Source organism: Acinetobacter kookii, assembly GCF_900096895.1.
Classification (GTDB): domain Bacteria; phylum Pseudomonadota; class Gammaproteobacteria; order Pseudomonadales; family Moraxellaceae; genus Acinetobacter; species Acinetobacter kookii.
Map to the genome: position 1 here is coordinate 65,064 of NZ_FMYO01000009.1, position 23,957 is coordinate 89,020.

A 23,957-nucleotide genomic window follows, 5' to 3' on the forward strand; every position below is an offset into this window, starting at 1 on the left:
AGGGTACATCATGTTCATCAAAAAATTAGCACTTACAGCTGCATTGTGTTTGGGTGGGGTCGTTTCAGCTCAGGCTGCAGATCAAATGCATGACTTCAATTTTCAGGAGGCGGTCAGTCGTGCGGTTGCTGACGGTACACTGGACGGTTCGGTTAAATTTTATTTGGCTGGAACCAAAGCGGGCGGCAAAGTGATTAAAAAAGGTTTGGTCACTAACAAGAAAACCAACGGTTTTGCCAAATCTGCTGAAAGCTCATGTGATCATGTCTTGCGTTCAGCTTTAATCCAGTTCCAGAATACGGCAAAAGCCAACGGTGCCAATGCAGTCACCAATATTGTGAGTTTCTATAAGTCTAACGAAACCAAGAGCACCACGACGTACAAATGTGCCAAAGGCATGGCTGTTGCAGGCGTAGCTTTAAAAGGCGATCTTGCAAAGCTATAAGCTTGATTGGCATCTGATTTTTAAATATCGAGTTGAAGCGATAGCTTTTTGTATTTTTAGCTCAGATAAAAAAGCCCATCAGATGATGGGCTTTTTTATCGAATTTAAAGAAATTACTTTGGAATTTCCTGTTCTTCATCAAATTCAGGTTTCACCTGTACAATAAAGTCCTGACGGTTCAGGCCACGCCATAATGCAAATGCAGTACCAATATAAATTGAAGAATAGGTACCGACAAATACACCAATAAACATCGCAATCGAGAACCAGTGCAGACCTTCACCGCCCAGGAACATCATCGCTACAACGACCAGCAATAAAGTCATGGAGGTATGGATGGTACGACGTAAAGTTTCCGTTAAGGAAATATTGACAATTTCACGCGGGGTTGCACCACGGATCTTGCGGAAATTTTCACGGATACGGTCGGATACCACGATGTTATCGTTTAACGAGAAACCTAACAGCGCAAGAATTGCGGCCAAGACAGTTAAATCAAACGGCCATTGCATCATGGCAAAAATACCAATGGTGACAATCACGTCATGGAATAACGAAAGCACCGCACCGACCGCCAGCTTGAACTCAAAACGAATGGTCACGTAAACCAGCATGAGCAGTAAGGCCAGGGCAACGGCACCTGCCGAACGAATATAAAGCTCATTACCGACCTGTCCACCGACAGAATCCACTTTGTGAACTACTGCAGGGTTGTTCGGTAATTGCGCCGCTTTGGTGATGGCGTTATTCAGATCTTCTACTTCAATGTCCTGAACAGGCATACGAACCAGAAGGTCTTTGTTGCTGCCCAGGGTTTGCACCACGGCATCTTTAAAACCGGCCTGGTTCAACGCCTGAACAACTTCGACCTGATTGGCAGGCTGTTTATAGTTCAGCTCGGCAGAGACACCGCCAGTAAAGTCCAGACCGAGGTTTAGACCTTTGGTGGCAATAAAGAAAATACTGGCCAAGGTTAAAAGAATAGAGATGATTGCCGCCGGTTTGGCAATCTTCATAAAGTCAATGATGCGCTCATCATCCGGGCGACCGTATTTCTTTTTCGGTTGAGTCATATCAGTCATCTTCGATCTCCTAAATGCTCAACTTTTTCAAGTTACGTTTTTTGCCATAAATAATCTGTACGATGGCACGTGTTACAGTAATGGCTGTAAACATCGAGCAGACAATACCGATCATTAATGTCACCGCGAAGCCCTTGATCGGACCAGTACCGATGGCAAACAGAATGAATGCAACCAGGAAGGTGGTGAGGTTCGAGTCAAAAATGGTGTTATAGGCCCGATCATAACCGGCGACAATTGCCTGTTTGGGCGAGGCACCCCATTTCATTTCTTCCCGTATCCGTTCACAGATCAGTACGTTGGCATCGACTGCCATACCAATGGTAATTACGATACCGGCAATACCCGGAAGGGTAAGGGAAGCGCCAATCCATGACATCACAGTCAGGATCATCGCCAGGTTAAAGACCAGTGCAAAGTTGGCAATCAGACCAAACAGGCGGAAGAACACCACCATCCAGATTGCAACCAGAAGGAAACCGATTTGAGTCGATAACACACCTTTGTCGATATTTTCCTGACCCAGGCTCGGACCAACCACACGTTCTTCAACGAAGTACATTGGCGCAGCCAAAGCACCGGCACGAAGCATCAAGGCAAGTTCAGCCGCTTCCTGCGGTGAATCCAGACCGGTAATACGGAACTGTGAACCCAGTACTGCCTGAATGGTCGCAGCATTAATGATCACCGATTCAGCATAAGGCGTACGAACTTCCGTTTGTGCACCCGTCACAGGATCTGGAACATAGCTGATCTTCTGCTTGTTCTCGATGAACAATACCGCCATGCGTTTACCTACCGCATTACGGGTGGCATCTGCCATCAACTTGCCGCCAGCGCTGTCCAGGGTAATGTTTACTTCAGCACCGCCAGTATCCTGGCTAAAGCCGCTAGAGGCATTCTGAACACGCTCACCGGTCAGAATACGGTTACGGTTGAGCAGTAATTCACGACCGCTATCCAGCGATTCATAAGCAAAAGCTTCAGTGCCAGGAGGCAAAGCCTGACCGGTTGATTTGCCGGTATACGGGTCGATGTACTGGTCATTCAAATCGGAAACCAGACGGAATTCCAGGTTGGCTGTACGGCCTAAGACACGTTTCGCTTCAGCAGTGTCCTGAACACCCGGAAGTTCAACCACAATGCGGTTGCTGCCTTGGGTTTGCACCAGTGCTTCTGCCACACCTAACTCGTTAATACGGTTACGTAAGGTGGTTAAGTTCTGGTTCACGGCATAGGACTGAATTTCCTGCTTGCGTACGTCAGTATAGTTCAGACGTAAAGTTGAACCGGACTCAGAGGCAATCGCTTGCTGGTTGAATTCATTGCCGTTACGACGCAAGAAATCCATCACTGCTTCACGGTCGCCGTTATTGGCGAATTGAACGGTAATGGTGTTGTTGTTCAATGACAGGCTGTTGAATTTCAGCTTGTTGTCGCGCAATTGACGGCGCAAATCAGTCGCCGATGTTTCCATACGCTGACTGATGGCCTTGTCCATGTCCACTTCTAGCAGGAAGTGAACACCACCACGTAAATCCAGACCCAGTTTCATGGGTTTGGCACCAATTTTTTGTAGCCATTCAGGTGTGGTTGGCGCAAGGTTCAATGCAACAACGTAATCATCACCCAATCCGCGACGCAATACTTCTTTGGCTTTTAACTGTGCTTCAGATGAGTCGAGACGTAAAAGGGCAGCATTATTGCTAAAGCTGTTGTCATGGCTTGAAATTTTTTCACTTTGTAATAATTGCTCTGCTTTTTGCACGATGCTCTGGTCAATTTGGGTACCAGCTTTGGCACCGGAAATTTGAACAGCAGGTTCATCGGGGTACAAACTAGGCAGGGCGTATAATGTGCTGACCACCAAAACCACGAGGATCAGCAGATATTTCCATGCTGGGTAACGCATCTGTTTTCTTCTTAAAATGAAAAAGTCGTGCAAGGGCACGACTAATTTTGATTAGAGGTTATTTAATGTACCTTCAGGAAGAACTGAAATTACACTTGCGCGCTGAATTTTTACTTCTACGCCACGGCTGAGTTCAACCACTGCAAAATCGCCTTCAATTTTAGTGATTTTGCCCATCAGGCCACCCGCAAATACTACTTCGCTTCCTACACCCAGGCTTTCAACCAAAGTGCGGTGTTCTTTGGCGCGTTTTGCTTGAGGGCGCCAGATCAGGAAATAGAAAATTGCGACAAATACCGCAATCATCAAAAGGTTGGTTACCAAACTTGGTTGTTGTGCAGCTTCGCCTGCTGCGTGAGCAGTAGAAATAAAAAGGCTCATTTCAATTTCCTAAACTAAAAAATGTATATCAACAATATGATGATAAATAAGATAACTTGTTCAGCAATTTACCTTGTCTTTTTCCTCAGCGCAAATGCTGATGGATTAATCTTCAGGACAAGGGGGTACTTCCAGGCCACGACGCGCATAAAAATCCTGTACATATTCATCAAAAGTACCATTATCTAACGCATCACGGATGTCTTGTGTAAACCTTTGGTAATAACGCAGGTTATGAATGGTACCCAGCATGGAACCTAGCATTTCACCACATTTTTCCAGATGGAACAGGTAAGCGCGGGTGAAATTTTGACAGGTATAGCAGTCGCAGTCTGGATCGAGCGGACGCTGGTCATGGCGATATTTGGCATTGCGGATGCGGACCAGACCGTCTGTCACAAAATAATGACCGTTACGTGCATTACGGGTTGGCATGACGCAGTCGAACATATCCACGCCACGGCGGATGCCTTCCACGATGTCTTCCGGCTTGCCGACACCCATCAGGTAACGTGGCTTGTTTTCCGGCATTTTCGGTGGAAGATGATCCAGAATCTTGATCATTTCTTCTTTCGGTTCACCGACAGAAAGACCGCCAATGGCAAAGCCATCAAAGTCGATTTCTTTTAAGCCTGCCAGTGATTCATCACGCAGGTCTTCATACATGCCGCCCTGAATAATACCGAACAGGGCATTTTTATTTTTTAACACGTCATGGTGATGGGTTTTACAGCGTTTTGCCCAGCGCAGTGACAGCTGCAAAGATTTTTGTGCTTCTTCACGCGTAGCCGGATAAGGCGTGCATTCGTCAAAAATCATCACGATGTCTGAATTCAAGGTATGTTGAATATCCATTGAAATTTCAGGAGATAAAAAGACTTTTGAACCATCAATTGGCGAACGGAAGGTTACACCTTCTTCTTTAATTTTACGCATGGCACCGAGGCTAAAAACCTGGAAGCCGCCTGAATCGGTTAAAATCGGTTTGTTCCATTTCATGAACTCGTGCAGGCCGCCATGTTCACGAATTACGTCCAGGCCGGGACGCAAATAAAGATGGAAAGTGTTACCTAAAATAATCTGGGCTTTAATATCTTCTACATCACGTGGGAGCATGCCCTTGACTGTACCGTAGGTGCCGACAGGCATAAACACCGGGGTTTCCACCACGCCGTGTTCCAGCGTTAAACGACCACGGCGGGCACGGCCCGACTGACCTAATTTTTCAAACTTCATAAAATATCCTGGACGAGAGCAAAGCACTGCGTGCAGTGCAAGAGCGAAAAAACAGTTCGCCGCTAAAAGTTCGCTATTTTCCTTGATTACGAAGATAAACGCCAGTGTTGTCGAATTTTAACTCGCTACTTTCCTTTTCACGGTAGAGGGGAAAAGTGATCCTGGTTGAGTAAAGTCAGGCTGTGGTTGCTATGATAGAATTGTTCTAGGTTATCGGACTTCTTGCAATGAGAGATGGATAACGAGTACAAAAAGTCCTAAATGTTAAAAATTCGGTCGATAGTCAAAATTCTGCGTAGCAGCTAGATCACGAAAGGGGCGAATGGCCTTTTTACTCAGCGTCATGGTGTTCACAATATTATTCGGAAAGATTTGAATATGGTTGTTAAACAGCTCGACATTCCGGTTAAAAATACTGATGGCTGCACCGACATTTTCATTCTGTTCTTCAATTTCATTCATCATTTTTAGATAAATTTCATTGGCTTTCAGTTCAGGATAGTTTTCTACCACAACATTGAGGCTATGCATCAACTCTTTGTTGAGGCTTTCAATACGTTGCAACTGGGCAACATCGGCATTGTTTAAATTGAGATTTAAAATATTCTGGCGCAGTTTGGTCACTTTTTCCAAAGTACCTTGTTCAAAATTGGCATATTGTTCAACCAAAGGTTGCAAGCCATCCAGAATTTTAATCTTCTGACGCTCATAAGTTGCCACATCCGACCAGGCACGAATAGAAGCATTGTGATGGCGCACAATATTATTGCGAATCATGATACAGGCTACAATCACGGCAATAATCAATAATAAAAAAATCAATAGCCCCATTTATTTGTCCCCAAACATTAAAGATTGTTATTTTAAAAACTGCGTTAAATCACGCTGTAAACTTTCCAGATACGGTAGTTTAAAAGTACGCAAGTGTCCACGTAATGCAGAAATATCGTGAATGTTTTTTGCCCGGCTAGAAATGTGAAATAAATCGGCCGGTCCTAAAAAACATAAGATATGGCTATCAGGATGGAAAATTAAATCGCCTTGACGCTGGGCAAAAAATTCATCCAGCCTCAACACAAATGCAGGTGTGAGCAGTTTTGCCATCTGCATTTCATCGCTGCCAAAAATATTCAGTTTCTGGTTGACCTGAATATCGCTGGTATGCCACGGAAAACTGTAAGGATAATCAAATTCCTTGTTGGCCGTGGTGACCGCCAGTCCCTGTGTCTCGACATCAAAAACAAAAACGCCCCATAAATCTTTGTGGACTTCTTTGACTTGAACTTCGCTACCGTCTTTATTTCGAATCCGGATTTCATTGACATAGTGATATTGAAAGACCATCACCTGATGCTGTTTGCCTTCATCATCGGTCCATTGAGTGCTGGCATAATAAGGAAAGTCATTGGCAATGCTGCCCTGGTTAAAAACCGGAAACAGGCGCTTTAAATGCGCAATAAACAGAACCGGTTGCAGGGGAACGGAAATATGCTGCGGCTGTTGCTGAAAGGCAAGATGGTATTTTTTTGCAATGCTTTGCTGTTCCAGATATTCAATGACTTCATCAACGGGCTTGCTTTCTTCATAGCTAATGTAGGCCCAGAAAATCATAAAAAAACCGCTGATCAGGCTGATCTGAACCCAGATATTGCCGGGATGGATAAAAATCAGCAGGATAAAAAAAAGTCCTGCTGCTGCCAGAAGCAGCGGGAGGACATTTTCAAATTTGAGCACGATCGGGGCATTCCAGGGATGCAGGGCATCTAAAATATCCTGATGCGTTTGTGCCTTGCGGGCAATGTCCCAAAGCCGCGCAACATTGTTAAAGACCCGTTCATTTTTTTTACGTCGAATATGAATCGAATGTTTAACAGTATCGAGCGGCATGGCGTACTTCTTATTATTGACAATGATTAAGGTGTGATTTTATCAACCAGCATGGCATCGCCATAACTAAAGAAACGGTATTTGGCTTCTACAGCATGATGATAGGCATTTAAAATATTATCACGATTCGACAATGCCGAAACCAGCATCAATAAAGTAGATTCGGGAAGATGGAAGTTGGTAATCAGGCGATCGACCACCTTAAATTCATAACCCGGGTAAATGAAGATTTGCGTATCCCCAGTCCAGCCTTTCAATTCACCGCCATTGGCCTGTGCAGCGCTTTCGGTGGCACGGGTTGCGGTGGTGCCGACCGCAATGACTTTATTGCCACGCGCTTTGGTTTCGCGGATCAGTGCCATAGACTCCTCAGACACATCACACCATTCACTATGCATGATATGGTTTTCAATATCGTTGGTACGAACTGGCAGGAAGGTACCCGCACCGACATGCAGGGTCACAAAGGTTTTCTGGATGCCTTTTTCTTCAAGTTTTTTCAACAAAGCTTCGTCAAAATGCAGGCTGGCAGTCGGGGCCGCGACACTGGCCAGTTTAGTCGGGTCATTAAAGACAGTCTGATAGCGCTCAGTATCAATGCTTTCTGCTTCACGGTTGAAATAAGGCGGAATCGGCAAAGCACCATATAAATCCAGAACATTTAAAATGGGCTGTGAAAACTCGACAATGAACAGGTTTTCATGGCGACCTTTTACCGTGACTTTGACTTCATCTGGACCAATGAACAGTTCTGCAGCTTCTTTTGGCGAATTGCTGGCTTTAATGTGGCAATGCGCAATGAACTTGTCCAGCATGCGTTCCACCAAAACTTCAACCGCACCGCCAGTAGCACGTTTACCTTTAAGGCGCGCTTTCATGACCTTGGTGTCATTTAAAACCAGCAAATCACCTTCATTCAATAAGTTTAGAATATCTGTAAATTGATGGTCATGATATTGACCTTGAGCATCAAGATGCAAAAGGCGTGAAGCACTACGGGTTTCAAGCGGGTAACGGGCAATCAGCTCGTCAGGGAGATCAAAGTTAAAGTCGGAAAGTTGCATCTTCAATGTATTGAAATAAGAAAAACATCCGCATTATAGGCTGGAAAAGGGTAAAACAGATGATATCTGATGTTTTTTAAAACAAAGTTTTTGATTTTGATTTAAAATTGAGCGATCGGATAAATTAGATAATTGACAATTTCAAGTTTGATAGTAATATAGCCACCACAAGCTGATTAGCTTGCAGCACCTTTCCCGAGGTGGTGAAATTGGTAGACGCGGCGGACTCAAAATCCGCTGTCAGAGATGACGTGTCGGTTCGAGTCCGACCCTCGGGACCAAGATTTTGAAGAACCCCAAGCATATTAAGTCTTGGGGTTTTTTATTGCCTGATGAAAAGTGTGGTAGTCGCATTTAAAGCATTGATGGAGTTTATGTTATTATTATTAAAAATATTCTTTATTTTTATGAAAATGATAACGATTGATTTATTAATTAAAATTTTGCCTGTATTTCTAGCTATTGTCCCTTTTTTAGTCTGGCTTGATAAAGCTAAGCGTTTTACGCATCGGCGAAAATTTTATTTGAATCGCTTGGAAGCGGTTAAAGAATACTTGGATAATTATTATAATTCGGACAAAAATAAATTGGAGAAGGATTGCGCTGCACAAGCATTGGTATGTTCTGAAAAAACCAGTCATTTGGAAGTGGATTATATAATTAAAGTATTTCCGCAACGTTTTTTCATTATGATAAGAAAATTAATCACGGCGCGTCATTTTATAACGGCATTGATTGCAGATGATAAAATTATTCTTACGGCACAATCCTCTAAAGAAAGTTACAAAAAGAAAAGAATGATTTTGGTTGGGAGCTATTTTTCTTCAATTATTATTATCCCTCTAAATAATATTTTGGTCTTCCTTATCAAAAAAATAGACTGGTTTCCTCTAGTAGAGGTATCAGAATGGGTATTAGTAGCAGGAGGAATTTGTACTCTTGTTATTGGTACGATTATCGCCATTATTTCTGGTCTTCTATTTCGTGCGATTGATGCGGCTATAGAAATTTATGATGATTTAAAAGTAGGGTGCATTCCTAAAAAGCAAGAAAGCTAAATTTGGTCTGAATTCTAGTTCATAGTCTTGAATGAAAATTAGAGTCTTATAGACAGACATAGAAAAAACCGGCGCCTAAACGCCGGTTTTTTTACATCACAGACTTCCGTCAGGTCTGCAAAAGCTTAGATTGAAGCAAGTGCAGCATTTAATGTAGCGCTTGGACGCATTACAGCATTTACTTTCTCTTGATCAGGAGCGTAGTAACCGCCGATATCTACTGCCTTACCTTGTACTTCTGCAAGCTCGGCAACGATCTTGTCTTCGTTTTCAGCCAATGCTTTCGCAAGCGGAGCAAACTTCGCTTTCAGTTCAGCATCTTCGTCTTGTGCAGCAAGCGCTTCAGCCCAGAATTTAGCCAGGTAGAAGTGGCTACCACGGTTATCCAGCTCACCAGTACGGCGTGATGGAGACTTGTCGTTGTCAAGAAGTTTGCCTGTTGCCTGGTCTAAGGTTTTAGCCAGCAATTTTGCTTGAGCATTGTTTTCTTTAATGCCCATTTCTTCTAGTGACACTGCAAGCGCCAAGAACTCGCCTAAAGAATCCCAACGTAAGTGGTTTTCTTCTACAAGTTGTTGTACGTGTTTAGGTGCAGAACCACCAGCACCAGTTTCGTACATGCCGCCACCAGCCATTAACGGCACGATAGACAACATTTTCGCAGAAGTACCAAGCTCCATAATTGGGAACAAGTCAGTCAGATAGTCACGCAGGATGTTACCAGTAACTGAAATTGTATCCAGGCCACGAGCAACACGTTCAAGCGTATAACGCATTGCACGTACTTGAGACATGATCTGAATGTCTAAACCGGTAGTGTCGTGATCTTTCAGGTAAGTTTGAACTTTCTTGATCAATTCGTTTTCGTGTGGACGGTACGGGTCAAGCCAGAAGATTGCAGGCATGCCAGAGTTACGTGCACGAGTTACTGCAAGTTTCACCCAGTCACGGATTGGAGCATCTTTCACCTGACACATACGCCAGATGTCGCCTTCTTCCACGTTTTGAGACATCAACACTTCGCCTGTTTCAAGGTCGGTGATGTTCGCAATACCTGCTTCAGGAATTTCAAAAGTCTTGTCGTGTGAACCGTATTCTTCAGCTTTTTGCGCCATCAAACCAACGTTTGGCACAGTACCCATAGTGCGTGGGTCGAAGTTACCGTTCCATTTACAGAAATTGATCATTTCCTGATAGATACGTGCGAATGTAGATTCAGGCATGACTGCTTTAGCATCATACTGTTTACCATCAGCACCCCACATTTTACCACCGGCACGGATCATTGCCGGCATAGACGCATCTACGATGATGTCGTTAGGTGAATGGAAGTTGGTGATGCCTTTAGCAGAGTCAACCATTGCAAGTGCAGGGCGGTGTTCTTGGCAAGCATGCAGGTCAGCAATGATTTCTTCACGAACAGAAGTTGGAAGTGTTTCAATTTTTTCGTAAAGACCCGCCATACCGTTGTTGATGTTAATACCTAACTCATCAAACAGTTTGCCGTGTTTTTCGAATGCTTCTTTGTAGTAAATCTTCACACAGTGACCGAATACGATCGGGTGTGAAACTTTCATCATGGTCGCTTTAACGTGAAGAGAGAACAAAATTCCAGCTTCGCGACAATCTTCAAGTTCTTTTTCATAGAAGTCGCAAAGCGCTTTCTTGCTCATGAACATTGAGTCAATGATTTCGCCTTCAAGAAGTGCAACTTTTGGCTTAAGAACGATGGTTTCGCCGCTCTTGGTGATAAGCTCCATTTTCACGTTGCGAGCGCGGTCTAAAGTCATCGATTTCTCACCGTGGTAGAAGTCGCCTTCATCCATGTGTGAAACGTGAGTTTGTGACCACTGTTTCCACTCGCTCATTGAGTGCGGGTGTTTTTTCGCGTAATTTTTTACTGCGGCAGGTGCACGGCGGTCAGAGTTGCCTTCACGCAGTACTGGGTTTACAGCTGAGCCGAGGCATTTGCTGTAACGAGCTTTGATTGACTTCTCTTCTTCAGTCGCCGGGTTTTCCGGATAGTCAGGAAGAGCATAACCTTTCGATTGAAGTTCCTTGATACAAGCTGTCAGCTGGCCAACTGAAGCACTAATATTAGGAAGTTTAATGATATTAGTGTCTGGATCCTGTGTGAGACGGCCAAGCTCTGCTAGGTTATTCGGTACCTTCTGCTCATCGCTTAGGAAGTCCGTAAATTCTGCAAGCACGCGTACGGCCACAGAGATGTCTTTTTTGACAATCTCAACGCCAGCTGGCTTAGTAAAGGTCTCAATGATCGGCAGCAGTGAGTAGGTCGCCAATAATGGCGCCTCATCGGTCAATGTGTAAATGATTGTTGACTTTCCACCAGCCATATATAGCCCCTTGCTTTGGATTGAGTTTTTAGGCACCGAGCTTTTGGCTCAGTCCTGCGAACCGGTTTGCTTAAATAAAACATTAAAAATATCGGTGCTTATTGCACCTCAGCCGAACAGCAATATCTTGCATATTGGTCTTTGGCTGAAAATTTGTATACATCAGTGTTGTTCACCAATCCCTCTATTCTACGCGAAATTTAGGTATTTTTCGAATCGGGATAGGGCTGCCAGTCTCTCATGTGGCGGTTACGCCCACTTGCTCAGACAAGTAGTGGTTTTGAGTTTAATAGCTATGTAATCTATTATTATCAATAACTTAATTTTATTTTTTGCCTTCTGCTTGAAAAAATCGGCGAGCCATTTTTTGCCGATTTATAAAGTAATTACTTAAAACATGTTGGGTATCATGGAAATAAATTATCCACAGGGGAGCAAGCGGCAAATTCCTTTTCAGATCGGCTGGAAAATGATGAGGGGAAAAGATGCATTTATTAATGCTATTCATGACTCAGCTGAAAAATGTCCTGGCAATTATCATGATCATCACTGGCATCGAAAATGAGCATGTTACAGGCCTGATGTAAGAGAAGATATGAAGTATGTGCTATTGCCTTGAGTAACATTACTTAAAAAGAACATTCTGAAGGGACAGCGAACGCATTGAGAGGGAGGCTTAAAAAAAACTGGCTGGATAAAATAGTGATTTTTCAATCTTTCTAAAGAAATATGGCGATTTGCTATATAGGATTTTTGTAACAGAGAGTGGGCTTGAACAGTGGAATGATGAGCGGAGTAATTATCCCATGTTTAAACAAATAGATGATGAGGCAGCTATTTAATCCGCTCACGGTCCCAGTAGAAATCGGGTATTATGCAATTGTAGTCAAACGTTGACCGGTAAAGGCTTTGAAGTTCCGGTTCGAGTCCAACCCTCGGGATATACATGTAAAAAATCTAAGTGACTAATTAAGTGGCTAATAATAGCGCGGTTTTTTTATTGTCTAGATAGCGTTGAAATTTGCTGCCGATGTTGGGGTGAAAATTATGGGTACATATGGGCTTAAATTGTCACTGTTTGTCTTTGTTTATTGTCTTCGATATGAAACTTTGTTAATAAGATAAAAAGGTGATAATTAATTTTTTTTAAAACAACAAGTAATAGTGATTGGATGAACCAAATATGAAAGTGCAGTTGCTGGAAATAGGCTCGGAAACCGAGCAGCTTAGTGCATGTAAAATTTCACTATTATTAGGCGTTTTTACACCAATGAATCAGGTAGAGCGTTTTTTAAGATTTTCCCGGAACATGCTTGGCGCTGAACAGGCGGTGCTGGTTTTTCATCATGAGCCTTATATCTGGTATTCCTCCGCGCATGGTTTTAAGGCTTTCTGCTCGCCTGGTGAAACCTGTTTAAGTCCCTATTTTGAAGCGCTTAATTTTATTGATCATCAGCATAGCCAATATTCGAACCTGGTGCAGCATGTGAGTCAATTTGGGGTAGAGGCCAAGCGTTATCTGGCTTTTGATCTGCGCTTAAATGACGGAACTTCAATTGGTCATGCACTCTTTTTCGATCAGCAGCAAAAATTGTTTAATCCTGAAGATATTGCAACGGTCAGTGACTTCACCAACAGTCTAATCCATGTTATTGAACTTAAAGCAGAACATGCTGAACTTAAAGAAATGCACGAGCAACAAGTGGCGCTCAATTTCAGCAAAACCAAGTTTTTCCAGATTATTGCCCATGACTTGAGAGCTCCATTTCATGGTTTACTCGGCTTTTCAGAAGTGCTGGCGCAAGAGCGTGAAACACTGGATGATTCCAGCGTACAGAGTATTGCCGAATATTTGTACGATACTGCACAATCGACGTATAACCTGCTGGAAAGCCTGCTGAATTGGGCAATGGCTGAAGGTGGACGTTTTATTTATCATCCTATTAATTTTGAATTAAAACAGTCCAGCAAGATTGTTTGTGATGTATTGAATAGCCTGGCCATAAAGAAAAATATTCAGCTAATTGACCAGATTGAAGAAGGCATCAAGGTCTATGCCGATATCAACATGATCACTTCGGTGATACAAAACCTGGTTTCCAACGCTTTAAAATTCACCCCGACCGATGGTACGGGGCGCGTCATCATTCAGGCAAGTGAGTGCGAAGATGGGGTGCATATTTCTGTACGGGATACCGGTCTGGGCATGAGTCAAGCACAAATGGATCAGCTGTTCCAGCAATCGGTTACGGCCAGTATTAAAGGGACCGCAGGAGAAAAAGGGACCGGTCTGGGTCTGGTCTTGTGTAAGCGCTTTATTGATTTGAACCATGGTCAAATTTTTGTAGATTCTACAGAAGGTGAAGGGACCACATTCAATGTGACTTTACCTACAGCCACCAGTGCCCATCAGGCTTTAGCCCAGGAACAGCTTAAAATTGAACAGGTAAAAGTATAGAAAATCAATTTTTCTTTTCCTGTATTTGTGTTCAGCTGTTATAACTAGGAAAAAACTAGGCTGAAGGTTTTAAAATGAATGCGGAACAATTGCAGAACACATTGCGTGCGAGCCAATATGCAGAACAGGTGTTGGGAAAACACAGCGCTTTACTAGAACAAGATTATGCAATTGATCAATTTCTCCTTCCTTTAACCCCCCTGCAAATCCAGAATTTTGTTCATGACACGCTAGAGCAGATTACAGATGAAAGCACTTGGATGCATGCTCTTCGTGTGCTGCGCGCGCGCTTGATGTTCCGCTGGATCTGGCAGGATGCCAATCGATTGACGGATGTGGTTACCCTGACACGCGAGCTTTCCGATTTTGCCGATGCTGCCATTTGTGCTGCTAAAGATTTTGCCCTTGCACCTTTGCTGGCCAAGCATGGTGAGCCGATTGGCTACGGTGGTGCCGTGCAGGATTTAATTGTGGTGGCCATGGGCAAACTTGGGGCGCAAGAACTTAACCTTTCAAGTGATATTGATCTTATTTTTGCCTTTGATGAACAGGGCGAAACCAATGGTCGCAAATGTATTGATGTACAGCAGTTCTGTATTCTGTGGGGGCAGAAACTGATTTATCTGCTTGATCATATTACCGCAGACGGTTTTGTATTCCGTGTTGATATGCGCCTGCGTCCCTGGGGTGATGGTTCAGCTTTGGCGATTAGTCATGTGGCCCTGGAAAAATATTTAAGCCAGCATGGCCGTGAATGGGAACGTTATGCCTGGATTAAAGCCCGCATTGTAACGGGTGGAAAAGAAGGGGATGAGTTATTGGAAATGACCCGTCCTTTTGTATTTCGCAAATATGTCGATTACACCGCCTTTGAAGCCATGCGTGAAATGAAGGCCATGATTGAACGCGAAGTACAGCGCCGCAATATTGAAGATGATATCAAGCTCGGTGCAGGCGGTATTCGTGAAGTCGAATTCATCGTTCAAGTCTTTCAATTGATTTATGGCGGCTCAAAACTTGAACTGCAGGACCGCCAGTGTCTGGTCAGCCTGCATCATCTGGGAGAAGTCGGGCTTCTAGAGCAAAATGCCGTACTTGAACTGGAAGATGCCTATTTGTTCCTGCGCCGCATTGAACATGCCATTCAGGCTTTAAATGATCAGCAAACCCAATCTTTACCGGTTGAGCCTGATTTAAGAAATCGCATGATTGAAACGCTGGGTTTTGACAGTTGGGAGCAATTTTTAGAAGTACTGAATCAAAAACGTGCCAAGGTCATCTACCAGTTTGAGCATTTAATTAAAGAAAAAGAGCCTGATCCACTGGTGGAAAGTTTTACCCAGCTAGAAAAACAGCTGAATGAGGTGCTGGATGAAGATGCCAAAAATCTGGTACATGAGTTCTGGTATGGACATGCGCTGAAAAAATTGCCAGCCAAAGCGGTACAGCGCCTGAAAACTTTTTGGCCACACCTGATTGAAGCGATTTTGCAGTCTGATAAACCGCAAGTGGCGCTGTTGCGCTTGATGCCTTTGGTCGAATCGGTCCTGCGCCGTACCGTATATCTGGTGATGCTGATTGAAAGCAAAGGTGCGTTGCAGCGTCTTGTGAAGATGGCCACGGTGAGTCCATGGATTTGCGAGGAGCTGACGCATTATCCGGTACTGCTGGATGAGTTTTTATCGATGGATTTTGAATTGCCGAAACGTCAGGATCTGGAAGATTCACTGCGTCAGCAACTGTTACGCATCGAGATTGATCAGGTGGAAGATCAGATGCGCGTGCTGCGTTTATTCAAGAAATCCAATGTATTGGCTGTGGCGGCCAGTGATGTTCTGGCGGAAAGTCCACTGATGAAAGTCTCCGATGCCTTAACCGATATTGCAGAAGTTTCAGTGAATGCCACGCTCAATCTGGCTTATCAGATTGTGGCGAAAAAGCATGGTTTTCCCTTGGATGCCGAAGGTCAGCGCTGTACGCTGGATCATACTGCTTTTACCGTGATTGGTTATGGGAAAGTGGGCGGAATTGAACTGGGTTATGGTTCAGATCTGGATCTGGTCTTTATTCACTATATCAGTGAACAGGGCGATACCGATGGGATCAAACCGATTAGCGGTTTTGAGTTTGCCATGCGCGTGGCACAGAAATTCATGTCGCTGATGACCACCCAAACCCTAGATGGGCGCGTCTATGAAATTGATACCCGCTTACGTCCATCAGGTGAGGCGGGACTGTTGGTGACTAGCCTGAAAGCCTTTGAACAATATCAATTAAAAAGTGCGTGGGTGTGGGAACATCAGGCTCTGGTCCGGGCTAGATCCATTGCAGGTGAAGTTTCACTGCGAGAAAAATTTGAAGATTTACGCTGCCGTATTTTGACTCAACCGCGGGATGAGGCGAATGTTCGTGCAGAAGTACTGAAAATGCGCCAGAAGATGAAAGATCATCTGGGTTCTTCCAAAGAGCAGCAAAAAGATGGGATTTTTCATTTAAAACAGGATGCAGGTGGTATCGTTGATATCGAATTTATGGCACAGTATGCGGTATTAGCATGGAGTGGGTCGAATCCTGATCTCGCCCATTACTCCGACAACGTACGAATCCTTGAGGATGCCGCAAAAACGGATCGCTTATCCAGCGCCGATGCGACAGCATTGATTCAAGCTTATCTCCGTGAACGAGCCGAGAGCCACCGTTTAGCCCTTGCAAATCAATCCATGCAAGTTTCAGCTGACGACTGGTACGATACCCGAGAGGCCGTTTGCAAGTTATGGCAAAGATTAATTGATCCAACTGCAACTTTTGCGTTGGATAGAAATGACTGTGTATAAAAATTTGGAGTGTGTGCCATGAATTTGGCTGATCGTGATGGTTTTATCTGGCAAGATGGACAAATGGTTGACTGGCGTGAGGCGAAAATCCACGTCCTAACTCATACATTGCACTACAGTATGGGTGTCTTTGAGGGTGTCCGTGCTTATGAAACACCAAATGGTACCGCGATTTTCCGTCTCCAAGATCATACAAAACGTTTGCTTAACTCTGCAAAAATCTATCAAATGAAAGTTCCATTTGATCAGGCAGCACTTGAGCAGGCTCAAATTGATGTAGTACGTGAAAATAAATTAGCTTCATGCTATTTGCGCCCAATTATCTTTATCGGTTCGGAAAAACTCGGTATTGCTGCAACCAATAATACCATTCATGCCACTGTAGCGGCATGGGGCTGGGGGGCTTACCTGGGTGAAGAAGCAATGGCGAAAGGCATTCGCGTGAAAACTTCATCCTTCACCCACCACCATCCAAACGTGACCATGTGTAAGGCAAAAGCGTCTGGTAACTATACCTTGTCTATTCTTGCGCATCAGGAAGTGGCACATTCGGGTTATGACGAAGCGATGTTGATGGACCCGCAAGGTTATGTATGTCAGGGTTCTGGCGAAAACGTATTCCTGGTGAAAGATGGCGTATTGCATACCCCTGATATCGCTGGCGGTGCTTTAGACGGTATTACCCGTCAAACCATCATTACCATTGCCAAAGACTTGGGTTATGAAGTGGTTGAACGCCGTATTACACGTGACGAATTCTATATTGGTGATGAAGCCTTCTTCACCGGTACTGCCGCTGAAGTGACTCCAATCCGTGAATATGATGACCGTATCATTGGTGAAGGCTGTCGTGGTCCAATTACGACAAAAATCCAGAAAGCATTCTTCGATGCAGTTCAGGGTAAAGATCCTAAATATGCACACTGGTTAACTTACGTAAAATAAGTTGATCGGTTAAGATGAGGAGGCGGAACGAAAGTTTCGCCTTTTTTTGTATTTAATAGATATTGTACAGGTGTTGAATGACATTTGAGTCGGCTATGCGTAGATTTAAACTACGCATGAAAAAAAGAATGTATAAACTTAATAAAAAGCGCTGGCTTGCTGAAAATCAGTCAGATTTGCAATATTTTGAAGAAAAATTGCTGTATTCAATGCCGGAAACTTTACAGCTGGTTGCTCAAGGAAAATCACTGGCGCGTTTTGGAGATGGTGAAATTACCTTAATGGATGGAGATGATATTGATTTTCAGAAAAGTAGTCCTGAACTTGCATTAGAATTGGAAAATATCTTAAAAAACCAAGATGAAAAACTGTTGGTATGTTTGCCGACCATGCTGACAGCTTGCGACGATGATGAAGCCAATTGGTGGTTAAAATTTTGGTATGTACGCTGGAAAGACTTAAAACAAAAGCTGAGCTTTGAACATTCATACGGACACTCTATGGTGACACGTCCTGATTTTTTCATCATGTATCCCGAACAGGCAGTACAGGCATGGAAATCAATTTGGCAGAATCGTAAAACTGTTTTGATTACAGGTGAGGGTTCTAAACTAAATTTAGAGCATACGCTGTTTAATAATGTTTCAGCCCGTCAAATAATTTATTCGAAAGCAACCAATGCTTATGCTGATGCAGAGCGGATTATTGCAGAGGTGCAAAAAAATACTGCTGAGCAGAACTGCTTGATTTTGATTGCTTTAGGCCCTACTGGAACGGTTTTAGCCAAACGTTTTTCCGATCTTGGCTATCAAGCATTGGATATTGGTCACATCACTAGTTCATACGATGCGGCTTTTCAGCAGAAAGCAGGCTGATTGCCAGCCATTCAAGCAGCATTTATGAGGATTTTTCTCTATGCATATTGTCTACGTCAGTGATGGTAAAGCGGGACACCGTTCGCAAGCAGTCGGTTTATATAAAGCCATGCAACGCATAAGCAATATCGAAGTGACCTTTCAGGAAATCTCCATTCAGCAATTGCCAGTTTTCACGCTGTTAAAAGGCATGTTGAGCCGTGAATTGGCACTGTTTGAAAAAAAGCCGGATTATATTTTTGGCGTGGGCAGTCATACCCAATCACGGGTTTTGCTGCTGGGGAAAGTATATCCGCAGGCGAAAACGGTTATTTTAATGAAGCCGAATTTTCCGTTTGCCTGGTTTGACCATGCCATCATTCCTGAACATGATGGCGTACCTGAATCCACGCATGTCATTACCACCCAAGGCGCTTTAAACCCGATTGTCAATGAACAGCGCCATCAAGCCAATCGGACCTTGGTTGCTTTAGGTGGCTCATCCAAACGTCATCAGTGGAATGAGAAGAAGGTACTAGAGGCGATTCAGAATATTGTGCAGCACCATCCACAAGCTGAAATTATTTTAACCACTTCACGTCGTACCCCCAAAGAATTTCTTGGACATTTATCAGCTCAGCCTTATGCAAGCCAGCTACAGATTTTCCCGGTGGAAGACACGCCGCAAGGCTGGATCTTTGAACAGATGCAACAAGCAGAAGCAGTTTGGGTCACGGAAGACAGTGTTTCCATGATTTTCGAGGCTTTAACAGCCGGTTGTAAGGTAGGGATAATTACGATAGACCGTTTGAAATCTGATAGAATTACCACGTTGTTGGATCAGCTTTTATCGACATCGTCAGATAAACCACATCACAATCTATTGAATTTAAAACTGAATGAAGCAACCCGAGTTGCTGATATATTATTGAAAACATAGAGTTGTTTCTTCATGAAAATTTTACATATTGCGAATTTTGGCTTTAATAAACAAGGCGCGCATTTTTACTGTACAGACCGCAAAATTTCAGCGGGATTAATTGAAAATGGTCATTTTGTTTATGATTTCAGTTTTCGCGATATGGCGCGTATGGGGACAGTGTTCAAAACCAAAAAACTCGGTGCGAACTGGGCCAATAAAGAAATTCTAAAAATTGTGGATAATATTGAACCGGACCTGGTTTTGGTGGGACATAGTGACTTGATGAGTCCAAATGTGCTCAAAGAAATCAAGCAGCGTTATCCTCAAACCAAAATAGCTTTCTGGTATGTTGACCCCCTGTATCTGGAACAGAAACTCAGTTTTGTACGTGAATTTTCACCCTATCTAGATGCTATTTTCTGCACCACGGGTGGTGAGTATCTGAAAAAACTCAAGCAGCCGCATTTAAAAGTGGTTTATATGCCCAATGTGGGACATCGTAATGTAGAACAATTAAAACAGTTTGAATCAAGCAATATTGATAAGGAATTTATTTTCTGTGGCGTGGTGTATAAAGAGCCGGAACGTGAAAAATTCCTTAAAGATTTGGCTGACACTTTAAAGAATAATCATATTCAATATCAGTATTATGGCTGTTTTGAACAGCCGGGCGTGTATGGGAAAGGCTATTACAAAGTATTGTCTGAATCGCGTATGGGACTGAATTATTCACGTAAAAATGATGTCACGCTTTATAGTTCGGACCGGATTGTGCAGCTCACAGGCAATGGTTTGTTAACATTTAGCCCACGAATTCCGGGCTTCGACAAACTTTATACTGATCAAGAAATCGTTTACTTTGATGACCAGTTTGATCTGGCTGAAAAAATCAAGTTTTATGCAGAGCATCCTGCTCAGGCAAAACGTATAGCGGAAGCGGGTTGGCAAAAAACACGCAATAGTTTTAATGCGCAACGAATTACCCAGTTTATGCTGGAAGTGACTTTTGATCAGCCTTTGACTGAAGCTTATGAATGGTCGCATGAGGTATATGCATAATGTGGTTACTGTATGTGGTTCTGGGTCTCGTCGCCTTTGCGGCGGTTTTATATCTATTGGGAAATTATACCTTTTGGCTGCCATTTCGTCGTGCCAGTTTGCCAAGAATAGTCATGCTGCACCAGGTGACGCCACATGCAGAAGCTTCTGGCATGAATATGCCACCGGCCAAGTTTGAGCAACTGCTGCAATATCTAACGAAAAAGCAGTCTACCTTCTGTTTTGTTTCGGAACTGGACCAGTTTCAAGGGCAAAAGAATATCGTGGCATTATCCTTTGATGATGGTTTTTTAGATAATTATCAATATGCCTATCCTTTGCTGAAAAAATATCATGCCAAGGCGACCATTTTCCTGGCGACACAAATTGAAGGCATTGAAAAGCTCAGTCCAGAACAGATTCGAGAAATGTCTGATTCGGGTGTTATCGAGTTTGGTGCGCATACACAGCATCATGTCAATTTGCTGAAACTGTCCGATGAACAAGCTTTTGCAGAAATGCAGGCTTCCAAACAGGATGTCGAAAAGCTGGTGGGGCGCTGTCCAAGTTTTGCTTATCCCTTTGGCCGTTTTAATGAAAAGCATCAGCAAATGGCCAAAGAAATTGGCTTTAAAAATGCAGTATCTACCCGTAAAAAAATCGAAGCCTATACCGCAGAAAATCAATTTAATATTCCTCGTGTCAGTACACACGGGGCCATGAATGCCTTGCAAATGCGTATTGCCTTAGCCAAAGGACGTTATAAATTATGAGTATTCCATGTAGTGTTTATATCGTCACTTTAAATTGCGGCGCATGGCTTGAAGCTACTTTAAACAGTGTGCGTGATTTTGCTGAAGTGATTATTCTGGATTCGGGCAGTACCGATACTACTTATGCTATTGCCCAGTCATTTCCTAATGTGCGTATTTCGCACCAAGACTGGCAGGGTTATGCCGGACAAAAAAGCCTGGCTCTGGCACAGTGTCAATATGATTGGGTGCTGAACCTGGATGGCGATGAAGTTTTGTCACCCGAGTTGAAAAAAGAAATTGAACAGTCCATTCAGGCCAGTCAGATTGATGCCTTAATTACACCTATTAATGATGTCTTCTTGGGCGTGCCGAACAGCAAGCACACGAAAAAGCATGCCAAAGTGCGCTTTTTTCGCAAAAGCAAAGGACATTACGACCTGGAAAATAAAGTCCATGAAAATGTGATTGTGGATGGTCAGAGTGTCCGTGCTGAAGGCGATATTTACCATTATGGCGAATCTAGCATCTTTGTTAAAGTTGAAAAAAACAACCAGTATTCCAATTTGAAAGCTGCTGAAAAATTTCAAAAAGGCAAAAAGCCAAGCTTGTTAAAATTGAGTCTGGTCATGCCTGTGACTTTTTTAAAATCCTATTTTATCCGCCGGAGTTGCCTGAATGGCTGGCGCGGTTTTGTGAATAGCATGATCAATGCATTTTATGCTTTTTTGAAAGAAGCCAAGCTGTTTGAACAGTATCAAAATGCGTCCAAGAATAAACAGGACAAGACATGAAGATTGTTCAGGTTCTGGCGACCAGTGGCGGTGTCGGTGGCTTAGAACAGCATACGTTTAACCTGGTCAATGAAATGTCATTGCAGCATGAGGTGCATATGATTGCGCATCCGTGTTATGCAGAAAAGTTTAATGAGCATGTGCATTTTCATCCGCTAGATTTTGCCCGTAGCCGCTGGAATATTTTCCTGCTCTGGCAGTTGAAAAGCTTAATCAATCAACTTCAGCCGGACATTGTGCATGCCCAGGCAGGCAAGGCGGCTGAACTGGTTTCTAAAATTAAGAGCTGGCTGAAACCAGTCAAAGTGGTAACGACGGTTCACGGTACGAAAAAGAATAAATCTGCTTATCTGGTGGGAGATGCAGTGATTGCAGTCAGCAAAGCGCTGACCAAAGGCATTCCTCCAGAAAAAGCGCATATTGTTTATAATGGCGTATATGTGCAGCCCAGCCTGACAGATGCACAAAAGCAGGCATTAAAAACAGACATTGATCAGCAGTTTCCTGGCTTGGATGCGGGTAAAAAAAATGTGATGTGCATTGGCCGTTTAGAACCCGTCAAAAATATTGCATTATTGATTCAGGCCATGCAGGATGTTGATGCCAACGTGTATATCGTTGGCGATGGTTCATTACGGCAGACACTTGAACAGCAAGTTATAGACTTGAATATGCAAAACCGGGTTGCATTTTTAGGCTTTCGAACCGATGCACGTGACCTGGTGCAGTTGGCCGATGTCGTGGTGCTTTCATCCGACAGGGAAGGCTTTCCCTTGGTCATGGTAGAAGCCTTGCAAGCCGATAAAGCCATGGCTGCAACGAAGGTCAATGGGGTGATTGAATGGTTGCCTGAAGCCTATCTGGCTGACATTGGCGACGTACAGGGATTACAACAGGCCATTCAAAATGCGTTAAATGCACATGCCCAACATGATTTTCAGCCTTTATTTGCCAAAGCCAAAGCAGAATTGACGGTGGCTGCAATGACACAGCAAACGCTCAATATTTATGAGCATTTGCTGAAGGCTTGATTATTGTTTAGCGGATAAACGAATGGCATCCAGGACCACAAAGTTATTTTCGACATTAATGGTGTGGCAGCCATCATCCTCGCTCTTCCAGTCTGGCAAAACCACTTCTAAAAGTTGCTCTTGATAAACCGTCGGGCTCAGTTGAATAATTTCTTTCAGTTCAATGTTGCCACCATAGCGTTTGAGCGAATCCTGGCTTGGGCGAACCAGTTTGGCGTTGTAAATAAAAGGCTTGCCTGCCATGCGAAACTGTTGCTGGCCTTTGCACACCGGGTTTTGCGGGTGTTCTTGCCAGTCTGGGTTGAGAATATTTTCGGTAAAGAACAGGTCTAAACGGTCCCCAAACTTTTTACAGTTTCTGCGTGTTGAGGTAAACAGGTACCACATGCCTTCATGGTAAAAAGGTGTGCTATCGACGGCATCAATCCCTTCTAAAATATTGGAATGTTTTTCCCATTTCAAAGGAAACTCGGTACATTTCCACAGTTCGATGGTTTTATTGGCACTGGTTTCAGGAATCATATACCAGTCATTTTCGACCTTAAATACGCATGGATAAGACAGGTGATAATCCAGTTTTAAAATGGTCTGTGGTTCTGTATAGCATCCATCTTTGAAAATTTCCAATACGGATAGAAAACCAACAGGATGGATATCATTCACTTCTTCAAAGAAGATATAATGACGATTATTTTCCTGTACATAAAAACAGTCTGCAAAGGTGAATTTTTCAGGTGAATGGATTTCAAATAAACCATGTAACTGCTCTTGGCTTTTTAAGGGTTGATCAAGCCAGCCAAAGCGCATGTACCAATGAGAATCAAACTTTTTGAGTTGTTGGTTTTGTTGAAATTTATACCATTTTTTTAATATTGTACGCATCATCAAAGCAAGAGAATATATAAGA

20 protein-coding genes and 1 tRNA gene are annotated in these 23,957 nt (G+C 43.4%); 12 read left to right on the forward strand and 9 right to left on the reverse strand.

Annotated elements, in window-relative coordinates; all coding sequences use genetic code 11:
- Positions 1-10 precede the first annotated feature (10 nt).
- A complete protein-coding gene (locus BLP85_RS11985; RefSeq protein ID WP_092820312.1) occupies positions 11-445 on the forward strand; it encodes an excinuclease in 435 nt (144 codons plus the stop codon).
- A gap of 113 nt (positions 446-558) precedes the next feature.
- Here BLP85_RS11985 and secF read toward each other — a convergent pair whose 3' ends face one another.
- From secF to queA, 7 genes are all read right to left on the reverse strand, one after another.
- Positions 559-1,527, reverse strand: coding sequence for a protein translocase subunit SecF (gene secF / locus BLP85_RS11990; RefSeq protein ID WP_092820313.1), 969 nt, complete (start codon positions 1,525-1,527; stop codon positions 559-561).
- 10 nt (positions 1,528-1,537) lie between these two features.
- Positions 1,538-3,439, reverse strand: a complete 1,902-nt coding sequence (gene secD, locus BLP85_RS11995) for a protein translocase subunit SecD (RefSeq protein ID WP_092820314.1) — start codon at positions 3,437-3,439, stop codon at positions 1,538-1,540.
- 51 nt (positions 3,440-3,490) lie between these two features.
- Positions 3,491-3,820, reverse strand: a complete 330-nt coding sequence (gene yajC, locus BLP85_RS12000) for a preprotein translocase subunit YajC (protein ID WP_086195837.1) — start codon at positions 3,818-3,820, stop codon at positions 3,491-3,493.
- Positions 3,821-3,925: 105 nt separating this feature from the next.
- A complete protein-coding gene (gene tgt / locus BLP85_RS12005; RefSeq protein ID WP_092820315.1) occupies positions 3,926-5,056 on the reverse strand; it encodes a tRNA guanosine(34) transglycosylase Tgt in 1,131 nt (376 codons plus the stop codon).
- Positions 5,057-5,320: 264 nt separating this feature from the next.
- Entirely contained in the window at positions 5,321-5,887 is a 567-nt protein-coding gene (locus BLP85_RS12010) for a LemA family protein (protein ID WP_092820316.1), read from the reverse strand.
- A gap of 27 nt (positions 5,888-5,914) precedes the next feature.
- A complete protein-coding gene (locus BLP85_RS12015) occupies positions 5,915-6,943 on the reverse strand; it encodes a hypothetical protein (RefSeq protein ID WP_092820317.1) in 1,029 nt (342 codons plus the stop codon).
- A gap of 26 nt (positions 6,944-6,969) precedes the next feature.
- Positions 6,970-8,007 carry a tRNA preQ1(34) S-adenosylmethionine ribosyltransferase-isomerase QueA gene (queA, locus tag BLP85_RS12020; protein WP_092820318.1) on the reverse strand — a complete coding sequence of 346 codons (1,038 nt, stop codon included), beginning with the start codon at positions 8,005-8,007 and terminating at the stop codon, positions 6,970-6,972.
- 194 nt (positions 8,008-8,201) lie between these two features.
- On the opposite strand from queA, the gene BLP85_RS12025 reads away from it, so the two are divergent.
- Positions 8,202-8,288: transfer RNA gene (locus BLP85_RS12025), tRNA-Leu, on the forward strand.
- 51 nt (positions 8,289-8,339) lie between these two features.
- Entirely contained in the window at positions 8,340-9,065 is a 726-nt protein-coding gene (locus BLP85_RS12030; protein WP_228143300.1) for a hypothetical protein, read from the forward strand.
- Positions 9,066-9,190: 125 nt separating this feature from the next.
- Here BLP85_RS12030 and BLP85_RS12035 read toward each other — a convergent pair whose 3' ends face one another.
- On the reverse strand, positions 9,191-11,422 hold the full coding sequence (locus BLP85_RS12035) for an NADP-dependent isocitrate dehydrogenase (protein ID WP_092820319.1): 2,232 nt from the start codon (positions 11,420-11,422) through the stop codon (positions 9,191-9,193).
- Between the two features lie 1,183 nt (positions 11,423-12,605).
- On the opposite strand from BLP85_RS12035, the gene BLP85_RS12040 reads away from it, so the two are divergent.
- The 9 genes from BLP85_RS12040 to BLP85_RS12080 all read left to right on the forward strand — a co-directional run bounded on the left by BLP85_RS12040 (position 12,606) and on the right by BLP85_RS12080 (position 23,050).
- The gene (locus BLP85_RS12040) at positions 12,606-13,880 is read left to right on the forward strand and encodes a sensor histidine kinase (protein ID WP_092820320.1); all 1,275 of its coding nucleotides are present in this window, start codon (positions 12,606-12,608) and stop codon (positions 13,878-13,880) included.
- Positions 13,881-13,954: 74 nt separating this feature from the next.
- Positions 13,955-16,714, forward strand: a complete 2,760-nt coding sequence (glnE, locus tag BLP85_RS12045; RefSeq protein ID WP_092820321.1) for a bifunctional [glutamate--ammonia ligase]-adenylyl-L-tyrosine phosphorylase/[glutamate--ammonia-ligase] adenylyltransferase — start codon at positions 13,955-13,957, stop codon at positions 16,712-16,714.
- Positions 16,715-16,732: 18 nt separating this feature from the next.
- Positions 16,733-17,659, forward strand: a complete 927-nt coding sequence (locus tag BLP85_RS12050) for a branched-chain amino acid transaminase (RefSeq protein WP_086199767.1) — start codon at positions 16,733-16,735, stop codon at positions 17,657-17,659.
- Between the two features lie 95 nt (positions 17,660-17,754).
- On the forward strand, positions 17,755-18,534 hold the full coding sequence (locus BLP85_RS12055; RefSeq protein WP_171259715.1) for a GT-D fold domain-containing glycosyltransferase: 780 nt from the start codon (positions 17,755-17,757) through the stop codon (positions 18,532-18,534).
- A gap of 40 nt (positions 18,535-18,574) precedes the next feature.
- Entirely contained in the window at positions 18,575-19,453 is an 879-nt protein-coding gene (locus BLP85_RS12060) for a mitochondrial fission ELM1 family protein (RefSeq protein WP_092820323.1), read from the forward strand.
- 12 nt (positions 19,454-19,465) lie between these two features.
- The gene (locus BLP85_RS12065; protein ID WP_092820324.1) at positions 19,466-20,494 is read left to right on the forward strand and encodes a glycosyltransferase family protein; all 1,029 of its coding nucleotides are present in this window, start codon (positions 19,466-19,468) and stop codon (positions 20,492-20,494) included.
- Entirely contained in the window at positions 20,491-21,246 is a 756-nt protein-coding gene (locus BLP85_RS12070) for a polysaccharide deacetylase family protein (RefSeq protein WP_213031973.1), read from the forward strand. The genes BLP85_RS12065 and BLP85_RS12070 overlap by 4 nt, the downstream gene beginning before the upstream one ends.
- Entirely contained in the window at positions 21,240-22,019 is a 780-nt protein-coding gene (locus BLP85_RS12075; protein ID WP_092820326.1) for a glycosyltransferase family 2 protein, read from the forward strand. The genes BLP85_RS12070 and BLP85_RS12075 overlap by 7 nt, the downstream gene beginning before the upstream one ends.
- Positions 22,016-23,050, forward strand: coding sequence for a glycosyltransferase (locus BLP85_RS12080; protein WP_092820327.1), 1,035 nt, complete (start codon positions 22,016-22,018; stop codon positions 23,048-23,050). Before BLP85_RS12075 ends, BLP85_RS12080 begins: the two co-directional genes overlap by 4 nt.
- Here BLP85_RS12080 and BLP85_RS12085 read toward each other — a convergent pair whose 3' ends face one another.
- Positions 23,051-23,935 carry a glucosamine inositolphosphorylceramide transferase family protein gene (locus BLP85_RS12085; RefSeq protein WP_409449188.1) on the reverse strand — a complete coding sequence of 295 codons (885 nt, stop codon included), beginning with the start codon at positions 23,933-23,935 and terminating at the stop codon, positions 23,051-23,053.
- Positions 23,936-23,957: the final 22 nt, after the last annotated feature.